The 17,322-nt window shown below is 37.1% G+C and carries 15 protein-coding genes; 4 read left to right on the forward strand and 11 right to left on the reverse strand.

The window, feature by feature from the left end:
- Positions 1-15 precede the first annotated feature (15 nt).
- Positions 16-1,971, reverse strand: coding sequence for a histidine kinase (locus HW347_RS14505; RefSeq protein ID WP_214612500.1), 1,956 nt, complete (start codon positions 1,969-1,971; stop codon positions 16-18).
- Positions 1,972-2,220: 249 nt separating this feature from the next.
- Here HW347_RS14505 and HW347_RS14510 point away from each other — a divergent pair, with 249 nt between their 5' ends.
- Positions 2,221-3,408 carry a vWA domain-containing protein gene (locus tag HW347_RS14510; protein ID WP_214612501.1) on the forward strand — a complete coding sequence of 396 codons (1,188 nt, stop codon included), beginning with the start codon at positions 2,221-2,223 and terminating at the stop codon, positions 3,406-3,408.
- A 75-nt stretch (positions 3,409-3,483) separates the two neighbouring features.
- On the opposite strand, the gene HW347_RS14515 is transcribed toward HW347_RS14510, so the two are convergent.
- Positions 3,484-4,497: a PorP/SprF family type IX secretion system membrane protein gene (locus tag HW347_RS14515; protein ID WP_214612502.1), complete on the reverse strand. Its 1,014-nt coding sequence runs from the start codon at positions 4,495-4,497 to the stop codon at positions 3,484-3,486.
- Between the two features lie 133 nt (positions 4,498-4,630).
- Between HW347_RS14515 and HW347_RS14520 the strand changes: the two genes are divergently transcribed.
- From HW347_RS14520 to HW347_RS14530, 3 genes are all read left to right on the forward strand, one after another.
- Positions 4,631-5,545, forward strand: coding sequence for a NifU family protein (locus HW347_RS14520; RefSeq protein ID WP_214612503.1), 915 nt, complete (start codon positions 4,631-4,633; stop codon positions 5,543-5,545).
- 82 nt (positions 5,546-5,627) lie between these two features.
- Entirely contained in the window at positions 5,628-5,828 is a 201-nt protein-coding gene (locus HW347_RS14525; RefSeq protein ID WP_155594773.1) for a dodecin family protein, read from the forward strand.
- A 242-nt stretch (positions 5,829-6,070) separates the two neighbouring features.
- Positions 6,071-6,907 carry a mechanosensitive ion channel family protein gene (locus tag HW347_RS14530; RefSeq protein WP_155594774.1) on the forward strand — a complete coding sequence of 279 codons (837 nt, stop codon included), beginning with the start codon at positions 6,071-6,073 and terminating at the stop codon, positions 6,905-6,907.
- An 18-nt stretch (positions 6,908-6,925) separates the two neighbouring features.
- Here the strand turns inward: HW347_RS14530 and tsaB are convergent, their stop codons facing one another.
- The 9 genes from tsaB to HW347_RS14575 form a co-directional block, all read right to left on the reverse strand.
- Positions 6,926-7,603 carry a tRNA (adenosine(37)-N6)-threonylcarbamoyltransferase complex dimerization subunit type 1 TsaB gene (gene tsaB / locus HW347_RS14535; protein WP_214612504.1) on the reverse strand — a complete coding sequence of 226 codons (678 nt, stop codon included), beginning with the start codon at positions 7,601-7,603 and terminating at the stop codon, positions 6,926-6,928.
- Between the two features lie 98 nt (positions 7,604-7,701).
- A complete protein-coding gene (locus tag HW347_RS14540) occupies positions 7,702-9,054 on the reverse strand; it encodes a TolC family protein (protein WP_214612505.1) in 1,353 nt (450 codons plus the stop codon).
- 31 nt (positions 9,055-9,085) lie between these two features.
- Complete coding sequence (locus tag HW347_RS14545; protein WP_155594777.1) at positions 9,086-10,231, reverse strand: efflux RND transporter periplasmic adaptor subunit; 1,146 nt, start codon at positions 10,229-10,231, stop codon at positions 9,086-9,088.
- Between the two features lie 63 nt (positions 10,232-10,294).
- A complete protein-coding gene (locus tag HW347_RS14550) occupies positions 10,295-11,557 on the reverse strand; it encodes an ABC transporter permease (RefSeq protein ID WP_214612506.1) in 1,263 nt (420 codons plus the stop codon).
- A 1-nt stretch (position 11,558) separates the two neighbouring features.
- Positions 11,559-12,788 carry an ABC transporter permease gene (locus tag HW347_RS14555; RefSeq protein ID WP_214612507.1) on the reverse strand — a complete coding sequence of 410 codons (1,230 nt, stop codon included), beginning with the start codon at positions 12,786-12,788 and terminating at the stop codon, positions 11,559-11,561.
- Entirely contained in the window at positions 12,778-13,482 is a 705-nt protein-coding gene (locus HW347_RS14560; RefSeq protein ID WP_155594780.1) for an ABC transporter ATP-binding protein, read from the reverse strand. Before HW347_RS14560 ends, HW347_RS14555 begins: the two co-directional genes overlap by 11 nt.
- A 107-nt stretch (positions 13,483-13,589) precedes the next feature.
- Complete coding sequence (locus tag HW347_RS14565) at positions 13,590-14,702, reverse strand: efflux RND transporter periplasmic adaptor subunit (RefSeq protein WP_214612508.1); 1,113 nt, start codon at positions 14,700-14,702, stop codon at positions 13,590-13,592.
- A 61-nt stretch (positions 14,703-14,763) separates the two neighbouring features.
- Positions 14,764-16,023: an ABC transporter permease gene (locus HW347_RS14570; protein ID WP_155594782.1), complete on the reverse strand. Its 1,260-nt coding sequence runs from the start codon at positions 16,021-16,023 to the stop codon at positions 14,764-14,766.
- 33 nt (positions 16,024-16,056) lie between these two features.
- Entirely contained in the window at positions 16,057-17,301 is a 1,245-nt protein-coding gene (locus HW347_RS14575) for an ABC transporter permease (protein WP_214612509.1), read from the reverse strand.
- Positions 17,302-17,322 lie beyond the last annotated feature (21 nt).

Here is a 17,322-nt window from a genome sequence, read left to right on the forward strand (position 1 = left end):
TAGAATAGAATCTTATTAGTCTTTATGAAGAACGAACAGCACTTTTGTTCCAGAACCATCTACAGTAAGGTCAGAAATAGTAACATCTACCTTATTCTTATACATATCATTTAGAATGGCAATTCGTTTTTTGATATTCCCCATACCCTTTGATTTCTGTTTCTTTTGGTTCTGAGTTTTTAGTTCTGCGGATTTTTTTCTCCCGATACCGTCATCGGTAATGGTTATTTCTAAGGATGTTGTTCCTTTTGGTTTTACATCGATTTTCAAGAGGCCTTTTTCTTCTTTATATCTTAGCCCATGCCAAATAGCATTTTCTATATAAGGCTGAAGTAGCATAGGCGGGATTTCAAAAGTTGAAACATCTATGCTTTTATCTACATTCAATTCATAATCAAACTTATCAGGAAAACGCGAATGCTCTAACTTCACATACAACTCCAACAAATCTAATTCTTTAGCAAGCGGAATAAAATCTTCCTCAGAATTCTCCAACACCGATCGCATTAAGGTTGAAAACTCACTCAAAAACCGATTAGCACTGCGCTCATCACTCTTGGCGATGTAATTATTTACCGAATTAAGAGCATTAAAAATAAAATGCGGATTCATTTGCGAACGCAAAGATTTTAAAGCCAAAAGATTGTTCGCCAATTTTTGCTGCTGATTGCTACGGTAAAAGAAAAATGCCGCCAGCCCCAGCAATATCATACCAAAAATAAGGGAGTAGATAATCCATTTTTGGCGTTTGTTATTCTCTTGTATCAATTCCTGTTCCGTCAATGCCAAGTCATACTTGCTTTGGGACAACTCTCTTTCTTGCTCAAGACCAGAAATTCGGTTCTGTTTAGAAGAAATCTCTCGGTTAAATCTGGCTGCCCTAGATATTTCTTGTTCTTTTCGCACATACAAAGTATCTACCAAAGACACGTAATTTCTATAACTCTCAAAAGCCTTTGGGTAGTCTCCTTTATATTCAAAAACCTCCGAAAGTTTACGCGTTGCATCTTTTTGCACCACCAAATCGTTTTCAGAACCTGCTTCTTCTATACTCTCTTTCAAATACGGAATAGCCTCGTCATACTTGTCCTGAGCTATATAGGCATTGGCAATTTTGTAGTTGATACGCTGAGAAGTAATGGAGTCAAAATCTCCTCGCGCTTCTCGTTTGGTCGTTCTTCCTTTTGGAAGAGTTTTTAGCTCATTAAGACTTTTTTTACGCAGTTCAATTTCAGCTCCGTATTGGCTTTTCTGATTATAGAAATCGGCAACTTTCTCTTTTTCTTGTACGGCACGCTTAGGCTCTAAACCTTCTGTTAGCTGAAGAGAACTATTATAATAGGCACCTGCCTCAACTAATTTATCGTCTTGGGCATAGGTATCGGCAATCTTGGAATTTAAATCGGCAAGCTTAGGAGTTATTTGATTCTTTCTTGCAACTACAAGTCCTTCTTCATAAAATGCCACCGCTTTTTCAACTAGTCCCAATCCTCTATATGCATCTCCCAAGTTCTCATTTAAACTTACTTTCTGAGAAGGCTTAAGACCTTCAATTTTTAATAAAGGCTGAAGTTCTTTTTCGGCTTCTGAAAACTGTTTATTTAGAATATAAGCTTCAGCTAGCAGCAAAGTTGTCCGGGTGGCCTTATATGCTTCTAATGCATCTTTATAGTTGGTGATTGCTAAATCATATTGATTGTGGTATCGATATACCTCACCCAAGGCCACCAAAGATTCCGCAAGCGACTTTTTATCCGCCCGTTTCCCAAGAACTGCTATTGAATTGGTGATATAATCAATACTCTTTTCAATATCACTTTGTTTATAGGTATTGGCCGAATCTAAATATACTTGATGCAGGTTATTTTGAGGCATGGCCATTTTACTACGCCCCGCCTCTCTTTGCGCCCAAGAGTTCATTGTGGAGCATCCTATAAAAAGGAAAAACAATATGTAGCGAATTGATTGCATCTAATTATTTGTACAACGTAAACTTAGTTGAATTATGCGGCACTAAAAAACGCCCTTTACACCTAATCCCTTAAAAAATTCCCCTTTCTAAAGGCTTCACGCATTCAAAAGGAACGTTCCCTCTTTTAAAACACCACTTCCCTCAAAATAGGTTTTACAGCAAATAAGTTGCCTCTACTTTTACCTCATCAATAGCGATAAACACAAACAAATTAATCACCTCTAAATAGAGCATCAAAAAAAATAATTATGAAAAACACACGACAAATTCTTGGATTAGCTTTTATGTCATTCGCCTTAACTGGTATGTACGGCTGTGAGCTAAAACCTAAAAAAGCAACTACAGAACCAGTACTGGCCCAATCATTTACAACAGCAAATGACGAAAAACCAAAAACCAACACAGTAAAGATTGCCTTGCTACTAGATACCAGTAATAGTATGGATGGCCTTATCAACCAGGCCAAATCGCAGCTTTGGGATATCGTAAACAAGTTTACCTATGCTAAATGCGGCAATGAGCAACGGCCGGAACTACAAATTGCACTTTACCAATATGGTAACGACAATTTATCTTCAAGAGAAGGATATATTCAACAGGTTTTAAACTTTAGCGGAGACTTAGACGAAATATCTGAGAAACTGTTCTCATTAACCACGAATGGTGGAGAGGAGTATTGCGGCGAGGTTATCCATACCTCATTAAAACAATTGAATTGGGGAGAAAACCCAGATAACCTTAAAATGATTTTTATTGCAGGCAATGAACCTTTTACACAAGGCAAGTTAAATTACAAGGATGCAGTTACCAATGCCAAAGAAAAAGACATTGTAGTTAACACTATTTACTGCGGAAACTATGAGCAAGGAATTAGTTCTGATTGGAAAAATGGTGCTACACTAACCGGAGGCGAGTACATTGCTATTGACCATAATAGAAAGGTAGTTCATATTGATACGCCTTATGATGATGTCATCATACAACTAAACTCAAAATTGAACAAAACGTACATTTCATACGGAGCAATGGGAAGTGCCAAAATGGAAAAACAATCCACCCAAGACAGCAATGCCTATGAATTAGAAGAAGCAGTTGCGGTAAAACGGGCGGTGAGCAAAAGCTCTAGACTTTATAAAAATAAAAATTGGGATTTGGTTGATGCCTCTGATGATGAATCTTTTGACATTACCAAGGTAAAACAAGACGAACTACCCAAAGAATTAAAAGGAAAATCGAAGGCTGAAATAGAGTCTTACGTTCAAGAAAAAAAATCTGACCGAATCAAAATACAGAAAGAGATTCAAACACTAAATGCCAAACGTGAAAAATTCATTGCCGAACAACAGAAAGAAGGAGGAAAAGGAGAACTAGAAAATGCTATGTTGGAAGCAATTAAAAAACAAGCTGCAAAAAAAGATTATAAGTGGGAAGAATAGTCACCACTTTACTTCAAACAAAAAAGCATCCCGAAATTTCGGGATGCTTTTTTGTTTGTTTGTATTTTCAAATACCTATTGCGCCGAAGGACAATAGCAATCATATCTACGTTCTTTTTGACCAAAATCGTAACCCAATGTTATTTGGTGAAATCCACCGCTATCAAAACGAATATCGCCTGACTGATAAGAATAATTATACGAAACCATGAAGTTTCCAACATTGGCTCCTACTATAGGAGTAATCAATTGCAAGCGTTGTTCTCCAAAGCTATCTGCTGTTGCAAATTGCCCACCTTCAAAACTTCTTCTATATGACAATCCTCCCCAAATGCGTCCAAAATCTACGTCTTTGTAGACTTTTGCATTTAAATCGATTGTTTTTTCTTTTGTAAACTCACTCATCTGAAACAAAACAGAAGGCTCTAATTGCCATTCCTGTTTACCAAAAACATAACCTACCGAAAACAAATATCTCCTTAGGTTATCAATTACAGGGATTTGGTCATTTCCTTTCCCATAGCGATACAGACTACGCTCACTACCTAATAGATTGGTTACCGCCACATGAGCATAAAATTCCATTAAATTATATGAAAAACCTAAGTCTACATTAAAATAACCCTCGCTCAATTTTATACCAGAAATAGCATCATCAAGCACATCTGAACGAAATTCAGACTCATCTAAACTACTCTGTAAATATGTAGGACTTAAACCAAATGAAAGTTGATTTAAGTTTCGACCGTCGCCACCCAATTTTAAATGATGGGCATATGTAACCTTTACTCCAGTTTGTGAATGGTAACCGTTAGCATCATTAAAAATGATGACTCCTACTCCACTATTACTTTCTCCGATTCTAAAATTGGCGTTTATGGTTTGTAAATTTGGAGCATCATCTACATCAAACCATTGCATTCTTGCAGTAGCCCTTATTTTTCCTCCTTCACTAATACCGGCCATTGATGGATAAACCAAATAGTAATTATCCGATAAGTAATCAAAATATACAGGTATCCCTTCTTGTGCGGTAGATTGAAATGCAAAAGAAAGAGATGCAAGCAATAGCAGTAAACGGTATTTCATCTGTTGGATATAGAGGATGATTATTTTATCGACTAAATATAAGGTATAACGGTTGAAACGCAACATTATTATATAGACAAATCAATACGGACTGTTCAAAAATAGGTTGTATTTTTACAAAAATTTTGACACCATGAAGGAGTATACAATTACGGTTGTTAAAACCAACAACCCTGCGATTCTAAAATTTGAGACGAATCACTTTTTAACGAAAAACAAGAACTACGAGTTCAAAAATATAGACGAAGCCAAAAAATCACCTTTGGCCCAGCAACTTTTTTACCTTCCGTTTATCAAGACGGTATATATCTCTGGTAACTTTATTGGACTTGAGCGTTTTGATATTGTTGAATGGGATGATGTAAAAGACGAAGTTGCCCAACAGTTGGTTGAGTACTTAAATGCTGATGAACCTATTGTAAACGAAGAAGATGAAACTTCCAAAAAAGTTGCCATTACAGTTTACGCAGAGGTTACCCCTAACCCGTCAGTAATGAAATTTGTAGCGAACAAACCTATTGTTCCTGGCGCTTTTGAGTTTAAGAATATAGATGAGGCCAAAAATTCTGAATTAGCTAAACAGTTATTTAGTTTTCCGTTTGTTAAAGAAGTTTTCTTTGATCTTAATTATGTTTCTGTTAGCAAGTATGACGTTGCTGAGTGGGAAGACGTTACCATGCCGTTACGCGAACACATACGTGAATACCTTGCCGATGGTAATGAAGCTGTTTCGGAAAGTGCAATAGCTAAAACAAAGGAAGAAGCTCAAGATAGTTCTGTTCCAAGTCAACCAGTTGCAGAATTAGACGATACTTCTCAACAAATTGTAGATATTCTTGAGGAATACGTAAAGCCTGCAGTTGCAAGTGACGGTGGGAATATTCTCTTTCAATCGTACGAAGAAGAAAGTAAGACTGTAAACGTTATTTTACAAGGCGCATGTAGCGGCTGCCCTTCTTCTACCTTCACTTTAAAGAATGGTATTGAGACCATGTTAAAGAATATGATGGGAGACAAAGTAAACGAAGTAGTTGCCGTAAATGGCTAGTAGTCTAATTTTTATAGGCTTATAAGTAACAAACCTGTCCAATATTTTTGTAATTTCAAGGAAACTATAAAAATAAATTATTATGGCAGTTTTAAAAGTAATAGAAGTTTTAGCAAATTCTGACAAAGGCTGGGAAGATGCAGCTAAACAAGCAGTAGCTCAAGCTTCTAAATCAGTAAAGAATATAAAGTCGGTTTACATCAACGAGCAAAGTGCTACCGTAAAAGATGGGAAAATGGACAATTATCGTGTGAACGTCAAAATTACTTTTGAAATCAAGTAAACACGAAAAACAGTTTAGTAGAGAGCGCCGCAATATATTGCGGCGCTTTTTTTTACCTCTAAAATGATTAAAAAAAGCATCTAGTACCTACAACAATTATTGGGTGCACATTGCGTTTTGAACACATATAAACAAAGTGTTGACTCATTCGATTTATACAGGCTCCATTAACAATAGTTTAATGATTTGAGCTTGATTGAGGCCCCTGTATTTAGTATGTTGCCCACATAAATAAAAAATAAATGGAAGAATTCGCAAATTATCAAGAACATATAGACAAGGCAATAGAATGGGCATGGAAGGTTTTGCCCGATTTAATTATGGCAATTATCATTTTAGTCGTTGGCCTTTGGATAGTTGGCTTTCTAAATAAAATGGTCCGTAAATTCTTTGAAAAGAAAGATTACGATTTAGCCTTAGAAAGCTTTTTACAAAGTTTTATAAATATAGCTCTTAAGGTTTTACTTTTTGTTTTGGTGATTACCCAGTTGGGCGTTAAATCATCATCACTTATCGCTATAATAGGTGCTGCCGGTTTGGCTATTGGTTTAGCACTACAGGGATCACTTTCCAATTTTGCCGGAGGTGTTCTTATACTATTATTCAAACCGTTTAAAATAGGTGACTTTATATCAGCACAAAGTGTAGATGGAACTGTAAAGGAAATTACTATTTTCTATACTAAACTCTCTACATTCGGTAATCAATTGGCAATTATACCCAACGGACAATTATCAAACAATAATGTCGTGAACTATAGTGCTATGCCTACAAGAAGAGATAATATTAAAGTTGGTATAGGATATAGCTCTAATATTAAGGCTGCCAAAGATATCATGCTTGATATCTGTCAGAAAAACGAGAATGTACTTAAAGATCCCAAACCAGAGGTTTATGTTGATGCATTAGGCGATAGTTCAGTAAACCTGAGCCTACGGTTTTGGGCAGAGAATTCCGTTTTCTGGGCTGCTCACTTTTTTATACTAGAGGAAATTAAAAGAAGATTTGATGAAGAAGGTATTGAAATACCATTCCCACAACGCGATGTACATGTAAAGGGTCAGCCTCTAAAGGCATAGACTAGGACATAAACAGAATTACTTTTTTTTCTTCTGTTGTAGCATAAAGTCTTTTAAATAATAAGGTTCAAAGTAGGCGACATCTTCAAATTCGCCTGCTTTGAATTTTTTATAGGATAGTTGAACCATTTCATTCGCCGAAGGCACAATGGTTGTGTTATAACTAAGATTAGCATGAGATAGCATTGTTTTACACTTTTCTGCACCACTACCTACCAAAATCACTTTTCCCTTTTCTAAATATTCAGAGAAAGAATTCTCTTCTATTATTTCTGCTTCTGTAGCTCTTACCTCATTTTTATCTTTATCAAATACAACTGAATACACTTCCATACGGCGTGCATCTAAAACAGGAATGATATAATCAATATCTATTGATACCACTTGGGCAGCCATACTACTCAGCGTTGCAATTGAAATTAAAGGTATATCTAAAGCAAAACATAATCCTTTAGCTGCGGAAACGCCAATACGGAGACCTGTATACGAGCCTGGACCTTTACTAACTGCAATAGCATCCAACTCAGAAGCATCTATATTTACTTCCTTAAGCACTTCTTGAATGAAGATATGCAATTGCTCGGAATGGGAATAATTAGGCGTATCATGCTCTTTAATTGCCAAAATCCTTCCTTCTTTGGCAATACTTACCGAACAATTGGTAGTTGCCGTTTCTAAGTTTAATATTATGCTCATACGATTGCAAAGATACACGAGAAGGTTTAAATTACATATAAAAAAAGACCTGCTCGGCATTACACCAAACAGGTCGTATATTATATACTGCAATCTTCTTATTTCATCTCTAAAGGCAAGCCAAAATAGAATTCTAGCACCTTAAGTCTAAAAATATAATCGTATTTAGTTCTAATCAAATCTGCCTCTGCATTGTCTACTCTAGATTGCGCCTGGCTAAAATCAAAAGCATTCATAAGACCTACGTCATAACGTTCTTTAGAGTAATCATATGCCAAACGTCTTGCATCCAAAGTTTTTTGGGCGGCATCGTATGCTTTTGAAAAGCTTGTTACATCTACATATGCTTGATTGATATTGGTTTCCAAATTCAATTTTTCTTGCTCTAACTGTAGTTTTGCTTTCTCAACATTAATTTTAGACCTTTTAATGTTGTTCTTCACTGCAAAGCCATTGAAAATTGGAATATCTAACCGTGCACCATAAGAAATACCGTCATTGATCCATAACTGATTTGAAAAACTTTCAGCAGGTACTAAACTACCCGTAGAACTATCAAAACCGCCTTGATCAGAATACCTAGTATTGTAATTAAAGAAAGCTCCCAAAGAAGGATAAACAGCACCTTTGGCGATATCCAAATCTTTATTAGCCAAATCTATTCCTGATTGAGAAAACTTAATATCGTTCCTAAAAGTTAAGGCTTCAGCAAAAATTTCCTTTGGAGCCTTCGTAAGAACCTCAGAAGGAGGTACCTGAAAATCGCCTTCCAAAACATCAAAATTTTCGTAATCCGTAATTTGAAGCAACTGCGCCAAGTTGATACGGGAAATTAGCACTTGGTTCTGAGTGTTTACAATCTGTTGTTCCAGATTTGCCAATGTAGCTTCTATTTCCAGTAAATCGCCATTAGGCAGTACCCCTGCATCTACCAATTCCTTTGACCGTTTTAAATCCTGTTCCGATACGGCAAATTGAGCCTCAAATACTTTTAAAGTTTCCTTATTAGATAGTATTTGCAAATAAGAATTAGCTACGTTTAAACGAATATCATCTTTAAGGTCATCTAAGCGATATTGATTGGATATCGCATTCAGCTTGGCACGATTCAAACGATGAAGGTTTCGCAACCCATCAAAAAGTGTCAACGAAGAAGTTATCCCACCACTAGCCGATAAAATTGTTGTAGTAACCGGCTGATTGGTTGTCGGGTCAAATGAAAGACCCGTACTACCCGTAACACTTGAAGAAGCGTTTACCGCAGGTAACATTGCACCCACTGCATCAGATTTATCAATTTGTGCATTCTGCAAATCTAATTCATACTGTTCTACGGAGAGATTGTGTTCTACCGCATACTCTACGCATTCCTGCAGCGTCCAATTTTTCTGCTGTGCGCTAACCGCTCCAATAGAAAATAAGAGCAGTAATGCTGTTAGTTTAAAATTCATGTTTTGATTTTTTGATTATGATTGATGATTGTTACTCTTCACTTTCTGCCTCTTCCTTTTCCTCTTCGTCCTCTCCTTTTTTAATAGGCTCTGTCTTACTCCAAACTTTAACTTTATCAGATTCCGTTAGGCCGGAAACGATTTCAACGTTTACGCCATCTGAAATCCCTATTTCAACATCCTTTCTTTCGAACTCCTGATCACCAGTTTCAATTTCAACATAAGGCTCGTCTGTTTTTTTATCAAACTGCAATAAAGCTTCAGGTATAACTAAAACATCATCTTTTTTCTCTAGAACCAATGAAGCATTGGCGCTATATCCTGCTCTAAGAAAAATATCTTCCTTAACCTCTACATCACCTTCAATCTTAAATTGTACGGCTCCCGTTTCTTCTATTCCTTTAGGTGCAATGAATCGCAATTTCGCATCCAGTTCAGCACCTTCTACCGCACCTAGACTAATTTTTAAGGGTGTACCTATTTCAAGTTTGGCCACTTCGCCTTCATCTACCTTACCTTCAAAAATCATCTTGCTTAAATCTGCAATTGAAGCAATAGTAGTACCGTCATTAAAATTATTACTCTCAATAACCTGATCACCCTCTTCTACCGGTATTTCTAAAATAGTACCGTCTACGGTAGCACGTATGTTAGTATTGGCACTTGTAGAACCTCCTGCAGAACCTTGGCGAATGATTTGATAATCTGCTCTCGCATTTTCAAGTTCTTGCTGGCCTTGATCGTATTGTAACTGTAAAGTATTAAAGTCTTGACTTGAGATGACCCCTTTATCAAATAACGATTTGTTTCTGTTGTACTCTATCTTCACGTTGTTCAGAGCCAATTCGGCATTTCTTACTCTACCTCTAGACTGATTCAAAGCTTGCTCGTTTGGCACAACCTTAATAGTTGCAATCAAATCACCAGACTTGACTTTTTGACCTTCTTCCATGAAAATCTTTTGAATAATACCCGAAATCTGAGGCTTAATTTCTACTTCATCCTCAGGAACTACCTTACCTGTGGCCACCGTTTTCTTTTCTATATTAGTGATAAATGGTGTTTCTGTTTCGTAAGTAACTGCATCTTTACTATTCGATTTTATAAAAAAAGCCGCGGCCCATAAAGCGCCTAGCACCAAAATACCAATTAAGATATATTTTACGATCTTGTTCATTTTTTCAGGTGTATTTGTTGTCTATTGGTTTTGTTGTTTTCCGTTTTGTTACAAAATTTCTTATTATTCCTCCCTAAGGGCATCAATTGGTTTTATACTCACGGCTCTTTGAGCAGGTATAAGGCCTATTAAAGTTCCTAGCACTACCATTATGACCAATGCGCCAATTACGTAAGGTATAGGCACTGTTGGGTTGGTGTATGGAAAGTCTATGTCTTGAGTAGCACTATTAATTCCAGCCAATGCAAGTGCTCCAAGAATAATACCCATGATTCCCGCAATAACGGTCAAGAATACCGATTCTAAGATAATCTGATTGCGCACCTCAGCAGGTGTAGCTCCTAAGGCTCTACGCACACCAAGTTCTTTGGTTCGTTCTTTTACCGAAATCAATAGAATATTCCCGATACCGATTACGCCCGCAAATATTGTGGCAATACCCACTATCAATGACAAAAAGGTAATACCATCTGCAAAGCCTACAATTTTATTGAACTGCTCTCCTAGGTTGAAAGAACCAAAAGCACGATCATCATCTGGATGCACGTGATGAATATTCTTCAATAAATTTTTAATGTTTTCTTCAACTTTGACTACATCAACATTGTCATAAGCTGCAATAGAAAACCACCCCACGTCATCACCTGTATTATATAATTTTTTAAAGGTCGAAAAAGGGATAAAAATGTCACCATCTCCTCCAAAGCCACCACTTTGTTCAAACTTATGAACTCCTACTACCTGAAAAAAGACATCATCTATTTTAAAATAACCTCCAATTGGGTTTTCATCCTTATCAAAAAGTTCCTTTTGAGTACGCTCTCCTATTACGGCCACCTTTCTAGACATCTCAATATCTTTATCGTTGATAAAACGACCACCATCATAAATTTTCTTAGGTGCAATTTTTGTGAACTCAGGAAAATCACCAAAAAGCGAATAACTGCCTGTTTTGTTGTTACGACCAATATTTGCGGGAGCAGAACCAAAAAAGCCCCGTACGTTACGTGGTGCTATATACTCTACTTCGGGAATGCGATTTTGTATCATTACCGCATCATCTAGTTTCAACTGCATCTGCCGCCCTGTTTTGTATCCTTCGTTAGGCATACTTGTGTTTTGCGCCCAAACGAACATACTATTTCTGGCAATAGTCTCGAACATACTCTCAAAACCATTGTCCATACCCTTGGCCGCACCGGAGAGTGCTATATAAATAAAGATTCCCCAGAGAACACCCACCACGGTAATCACGGTTCGCATCTTGTTCTTACTGATGGAACCAAAAATTTCTTGCCAAGTATTTCTATCGAATATAAATCGCATATTATTCGTCTCTTAAGGCTACAATAGGTTTAATACGGGCTGCACGTCTTGCCGGAACATAACCAGCAATAGCTCCAAAAATTATAAGAACAAATGTGGCCGAAATTGCAACGCTCGTATCTATATATGGGTTGGTAATGAAAAAATCTTTTAGCTTGTCGCCCAAGGAACTTAAAATCACAATTCCAATGAGCATACCTATAAAACCGGAAACCGTTGTAATAAACACGGACTCTAATAAAATGGTTCCTATAACTGCTTTGGGGGTTGCCCCAAGTGCTTTTCGAATACCAAGTTCCTTTGTTCGTTCCTTCACTACAAAAACCATAATATTACTGATACCAATAATACCAGCTATGATGGTTCCGAAGGCTACAAAACCTACAATTATCTGTAAAACGCGAGCAAACTGTTGGTTCTGCTTCAACTGGTCTGCTACATTCCTTATGAAAACTCCGTTTTGATCTTTAGGATTAATAAATTTTTTGGACCGTATAAACTGATCAAGACTCTTATCAAAAGCCATTGCACCTGCATATCCTATTTGCGGTTTAAAACCAACAACGATTTGGCCAATTTTATCCGTGTTTTTTTCAATCAGTTGTTGTGTAGTATAAGGAATATAGACAATGCGTTCTTCATTATCACCACCATCATCTTGAAACACCCCTACAACCTTGAAGGAACTTCCGCCCACATCAATATACTTTCCAAGAGAATTTTTGGCGCCAAACAAATCTTCTTCTACCAACCTACCAATAACAGCATACTTAGTCTTGTTCTTGATATCTTGATTATTCAAATAACGACCTTTCATTATAATGGTCATTTCACTGAATTGATGAGCTGGCCCTACCCCAAGTGTTCTATAACTATTTGACTCATTCAAGTAACTTACGGTATCTTGCCTTGTTATCCTTGGACTAATATATTCTAGAAATAAAGGGAAATTTTTTTCAATATCGGCTAAATCACTGTTATCAAACTCTATAACTCTGTTTGACTTATAGCCCTTATAAGGCATTGTTGTTCTACCAGGAAAGACATAAAATACATTAGTAGCATCGTTCCCAAAAAAATCATCGAAAGTATTGATCAAACCATTACCAAAACCGAAGAGTACAACAAAAATTAGAATCCCCAAAGCAACAGTAAACCCCGACAAAAATGTACGAAGTTTGTTCTTCTGAATAGTCTCGAATATTTCTTTCCAGTTGTCTCTATTTAACATACTGAGCGGCCCTAACCTGTTCTACTTTTTTATCTTCGACAATGACACCATCTTTTAAATGTACAATACGTTTGCACATATGGGCTATGTCTTCTTCATGCGTTACTACAAGAATGGTATTACCTTTATCATTAATATTCTGAATAAGGTCCATTACCTCATAAGAAGTTTTACTATCTAACGCACCTGTTGGCTCATCTGCCAGCAATACCTTTGGCTCTGCCGCCATTGCACGGGCAATAGCCACACGTTGCTTTTGACCACCAGAAAGTTCGTTTGGCAAATGCGTAGCCCATTCCTTAAGACCAACCTGCGCTAAATATTTTAAAGCTTTCTCTTCCCTTTCTTTTCTTGGTACTTTTTGATAATATAAAGGCAAGGCTACATTTTCCATGGCGCTTTTATAGTTGATAAGATTAAAAGATTGGAATACAAAACCCAAGAATTTGTTACGGTACTTGGCCGCTTTGGTTTCATTTAAATCTTTTATAGGAACCCCGTCTAAAGTATATGATCCAGAATCGGCTTCATCTAGCATTCCCAAGATATTCAAAAGGGTTGATTTACCAGATCCAGATGAACCCATGATAGCCACAAGTTCTCCCTCGTCAATACTAAAATTTAATCCTTTTAAGACATGTAATGAGTTGCTACCCATTTTGTAGGACTTGTGAAGATCTTTAATTTCAATCATGGTAGTTTTGTTAATTATGTTGGAATTTTCAAAACAATATGGCAATATGACATGTAAGTTGCCGAATTGTTACAAGATGGACTCCAAATTTTCTGTTAAATATTAAATTATCCTTCTTCTTCCTCTTTTTCGATGGCATTCCAGACCTTAATCTTGTCTGTTTCAGTTATTCCGGATTTTATTTCCACATCAATTCCATCACTAATACCCAATTCTATATCTCTTCGTTCAAACTTCTGATCCCCGTTTTCTATTTCAACAAAAGGTTCTTTTGTTATATCATCAAACTGTATCAAAGCTTCTTTTATAGATAATACGCTATCTGCCCTACCTAAAATTACCGATGCATTTGCACTTAGTCCAGCGCGAATAAATACGGAATCCTGTTTTTTCATGGTGCCTTTTATTTCAAATTGAATAGCTCCATTTTCTTCTTTTCCCTTTGGGGCAATGTAATCTAAAACCGCATCAAACGTTTTTCCTTCTAAAGCCCCAATTGTAATTTCCAACGGTAGATTTTCTTTGATTTTCCCTACTTCGCTTTCATCTACCTTTCCTTCAAAGATCATTTTATCTACATCGGCAATAGCAGCAATGGTTGTTCCTTCATTAAAATTATTGCTTTCAATAACCTGATTACCCACTTCCACAGGAACCTCTAGAACCATACCGCTAACGGTAGCTCTAATCTGTGTATTGGCAGCATTACCAAAGCCTTTGGTTGTACCGGTCTTAACAATGTCATAGCGTTTATTGGCTGCAGCATAGGATTGCTTAGCCTGATTGTACGTTACCTCCGCACGTTCTAAATCTACTTTAGAGATTACGCCCTTGCCAAAAAGACCCTTTTGACGCTCCAAATTGCGAAGCTGATCGTCCAAATTTATTTTTGACTCATCAATAATATTTCTGGCGTCGTTAAGAGCGTTGAGATTTGGCACTACTTTTATTCTACAAAGTAAATCACCGGACTTTACAAAATCTCCACCTTCAACAAATACCTCTTCTATTACTCCAGAAATATTAGGTTTAATAAGTACTTCTTCCAACGGAAGTATACTTCCGGTAGCTACTGTTTTCTTTACAATGGTCTTTTTGGAAGCTTGCTCCGTTTCGTAAACGACTGGGTCTTCAGCATTCTTTTGATATAGATAATACATTGATCCGCCAAAGGCGACGACTATGAACAAAAGAACGATTCTGGTTACTGATTTTTTCATTTTTATGATTGATTGATGTTATTCTATACGTTTTTATTTCTATTCAATACTAGGGCTATAATCATTCAGTTCTAAGAGCATCTATAGGTCTCACCTTAATAGCACTTTGCGCAGGAATGAAACCTGCCAAAAGACCAGAAAAAATGAGGATTAGCAAAGCACCAACTACCACTCCTAAACTTACACTAGGGTTCATAAACATATCTACAGGACCGTTCATATCCAACAGCGCATTAACACCATAAATAAAAAGTGCACCTAAAGTAATACCCGCCATACCCGAGATAATAGTTAAGAAAATAGACTCCATTAGAATTTGCAGTTTAATAGACCAAGGGTCCTCTCCCAAGGCCCTACGTATGCCAATTTCTTTAGTTCGTTCTTTTACCACAATGAGCATAATATTACTTACCCCAATTATACCCGATAGTAAAACCAAAATCCCAACGAAATAAGCTATAAAACGTAATGCTCCAAACAAACTCTGAACCCTCTGGAATTGTTCGTAGAGGTCAAAATGGCCTACGGCACGCTGATCATCTGGGTGTACTTTATGTTTTTCTTTGACAACGCCCATTATCTTATCCTTTAGACTTGTAATGGAAGTACCGTCATTTGCAGTAATGGCCATCCAACCCACGTCATTACCACGGTTGAAAGCTTGGGAAAATGTAGTAAATGGCACAAAAATCTGTTTCTGACCTTCCTCTCCATCGCCATCATTACTTTTCTTTTTATACGTACCGACTACCATAAAATTGACACCCTGTATTTTTATAAACGTACCAAGCACATCTTCGTCCTTGTCATAGAGTCCGTTTCGCACGCCTTCTCCTATAATTGCTATTTTTCGTTTTTCCTTGATATCATTATAATTCAAGAACCGACCAGAAGTCATAGTCATAGGGTCTTGTTTGCTGATTTCAGGATAATCTCCATACACATCGTACCCACCGGTCTTGATTCCGCGGACGACATTATTGGCGCCGTTAAAACCACCTAGCTCATTTCTTGGAGAAATAAACTTTAATTCAGGCACATTATCTCTTATCGCTTGGACATCTTCAACCTTAAAGAGAAAACTTCTTCCCTTAGGGAGGCCCTTATAAGACTTGGTTGTACTTCTAGACCACATGAACATTGTATTGGTAGAAATATCACCAAAGTCTTGCATGATACCGTTCTCCAATCCCTTTCCAGCAGAAAGCAATAATATTAAAATGAATATACCCCAGAACACACCAAAGGCGGTCAAGACGGTTCTGAACCAATTACTGGTCAGTACTTCCAAAATTTCTTTCCAACGATCTCTATTGAACATGATTTATAAAGTCAAGTTAGTTCAGTTATATTTTTATTCGTCCCGTAATGCATCAATAGTATGAATATTAGCTGCACGCCATGCCGGAAAAAATCCCGCTACGGCACCGGCCAATACCAATACAAAAACTGTTGAAATGGCAACAGTAAAGTTCACGGATGGGTTCATGATATAATCTACTTCTATATGAGGCCCTACAAACTCCAGCAAACCCATGCTAAAAATGAGTCCTGCAAAGCCAGAAATAGAGGTAATAAATATAGACTCGTGTAAAATCATACCTACAATAGACCACGGCTTGGCACCAAGTGCTTTTCGTATACCTATCTCCTTGGTGCGCTCACGCACAACAATTAGCATAATATTGCTAACACCTACCACACCTGCTATTATAGTACAAATACCAACAAACCAGAAGAACAGTGCAATGTTATCCGTAAGACTATAATACCGCTTAGCTTCTTCCATGGCACTCCATACAAAGATGGCATTGGTATCATCCGGAGCAACAGTATGAGCTTGTTGTAAATACGACTGAAGACTGTTCTTAAATTTAATGGATTTAGCGACTACCTCTTCAAAATTATCTGAAGGAGGAAGCGTGAACCCTAAATTATTTACCTTATCACCACCATTGAAAGTACTTTGTGCAGTTGTTACCGGTATATAGATACGTTCTTCTTCGCGATCTTCAGTCTCATTGAAAACTCCGATTATTTTAAAGGGAAGTCCAGATATTTTAATGAATTCGCCTACTGGGTTGTCGATGTCAGTGAAAACATCATCAGCAATTTTTTTTCCAATTACGGCAACTTTGGCTCTGTTTGTTTCATCTTGGTGATTCAAGAACCGTCCTTTGGACATTCTTGCATTCTCTATAAACTGGAACTGAGAGGAAATACCTTGAACTTGATAAACGAGTGCCTCATTGCCATAGGTAACTGAAACATCGCGGACAAAAATTCTAGGTGATTTAAATTGAATATCATCCTCAAGCAGTTTAGAAGCGAACTCATAGTTTACGTTCGTTAACTGAATATTTCTGCCCGGATTAAGACCTTTGTATTTTTTGGTAGTCGCACCTGGCCATACCCAAACACTGGTTGCGGCATCTTGCTCAAATTCATGAGCGATACCATTGCGAAAGCCTTCGCCAAAACCTAATAAAATAACAAGGATAAATATTCCTGAAGCTACGGATAACCCGGTAAGAAACGTCCGCAACTTATTTTTGCGAATAGTATCGAAAATTTCCTGCCACCTTTCGATGTCGAACATGTAGTTGATTTTGATTGATTG

The sequence above is a fragment of the Zobellia barbeyronii genome, assembly GCF_018603515.1.
In the GTDB taxonomy this organism is placed as follows: Bacteria; Bacteroidota; Bacteroidia; order Flavobacteriales; family Flavobacteriaceae; genus Zobellia; species Zobellia barbeyronii.

Bases quoted from the DNA above. Each gene is read 5' to 3' on its own strand.
- HW347_RS14510 (WP_214612501.1), top strand. From the start codon at position 2,221: ATGAAAAACACACGACAAATTCTTGGATTAGCTTTTATGTCATTCGCC.
- HW347_RS14550 (WP_214612506.1), bottom strand. From the start codon at position 11,557: ATGCGATTTATATTCGATAGAAATACTTGGCAAGAAATTTTTGGTTCC.
- HW347_RS14525 (WP_155594773.1), top strand. From the start codon at position 5,628: ATGGCAGTTTTAAAAGTAATAGAAGTTTTAGCAAATTCTGACAAAGGC.
- HW347_RS14505 (WP_214612500.1), bottom strand. From the start codon at position 1,971: ATGCAATCAATTCGCTACATATTGTTTTTCCTTTTTATAGGATGCTCC.
- tsaB (WP_214612504.1), bottom strand. From the start codon at position 7,603: ATGAGCATAATATTAAACTTAGAAACGGCAACTACCAATTGTTCGGTA.
- HW347_RS14575 (WP_214612509.1), bottom strand. From the start codon at position 17,301: ATGTTCGACATCGAAAGGTGGCAGGAAATTTTCGATACTATTCGCAAA.
- HW347_RS14515 (WP_214612502.1), bottom strand. From the start codon at position 4,497: ATGAAATACCGTTTACTGCTATTGCTTGCATCTCTTTCTTTTGCATTT.
- HW347_RS14520 (WP_214612503.1), top strand. From the start codon at position 4,631: ATGAAGGAGTATACAATTACGGTTGTTAAAACCAACAACCCTGCGATT.
- HW347_RS14540 (WP_214612505.1), bottom strand. From the start codon at position 9,054: ATGAATTTTAAACTAACAGCATTACTGCTCTTATTTTCTATTGGAGCG.
- HW347_RS14555 (WP_214612507.1), bottom strand. From the start codon at position 12,788: ATGTTAAATAGAGACAACTGGAAAGAAATATTCGAGACTATTCAGAAG.
- HW347_RS14545 (WP_155594777.1), bottom strand. From the start codon at position 10,231: ATGAACAAGATCGTAAAATATATCTTAATTGGTATTTTGGTGCTAGGC.
- HW347_RS14570 (WP_155594782.1), bottom strand. From the start codon at position 16,023: ATGTTCAATAGAGATCGTTGGAAAGAAATTTTGGAAGTACTGACCAGT.
- HW347_RS14560 (WP_155594780.1), bottom strand. From the start codon at position 13,482: ATGATTGAAATTAAAGATCTTCACAAGTCCTACAAAATGGGTAGCAAC.
- HW347_RS14530 (WP_155594774.1), top strand. From the start codon at position 6,071: ATGGAAGAATTCGCAAATTATCAAGAACATATAGACAAGGCAATAGAA.
- HW347_RS14565 (WP_214612508.1), bottom strand. From the start codon at position 14,702: ATGAAAAAATCAGTAACCAGAATCGTTCTTTTGTTCATAGTCGTCGCC.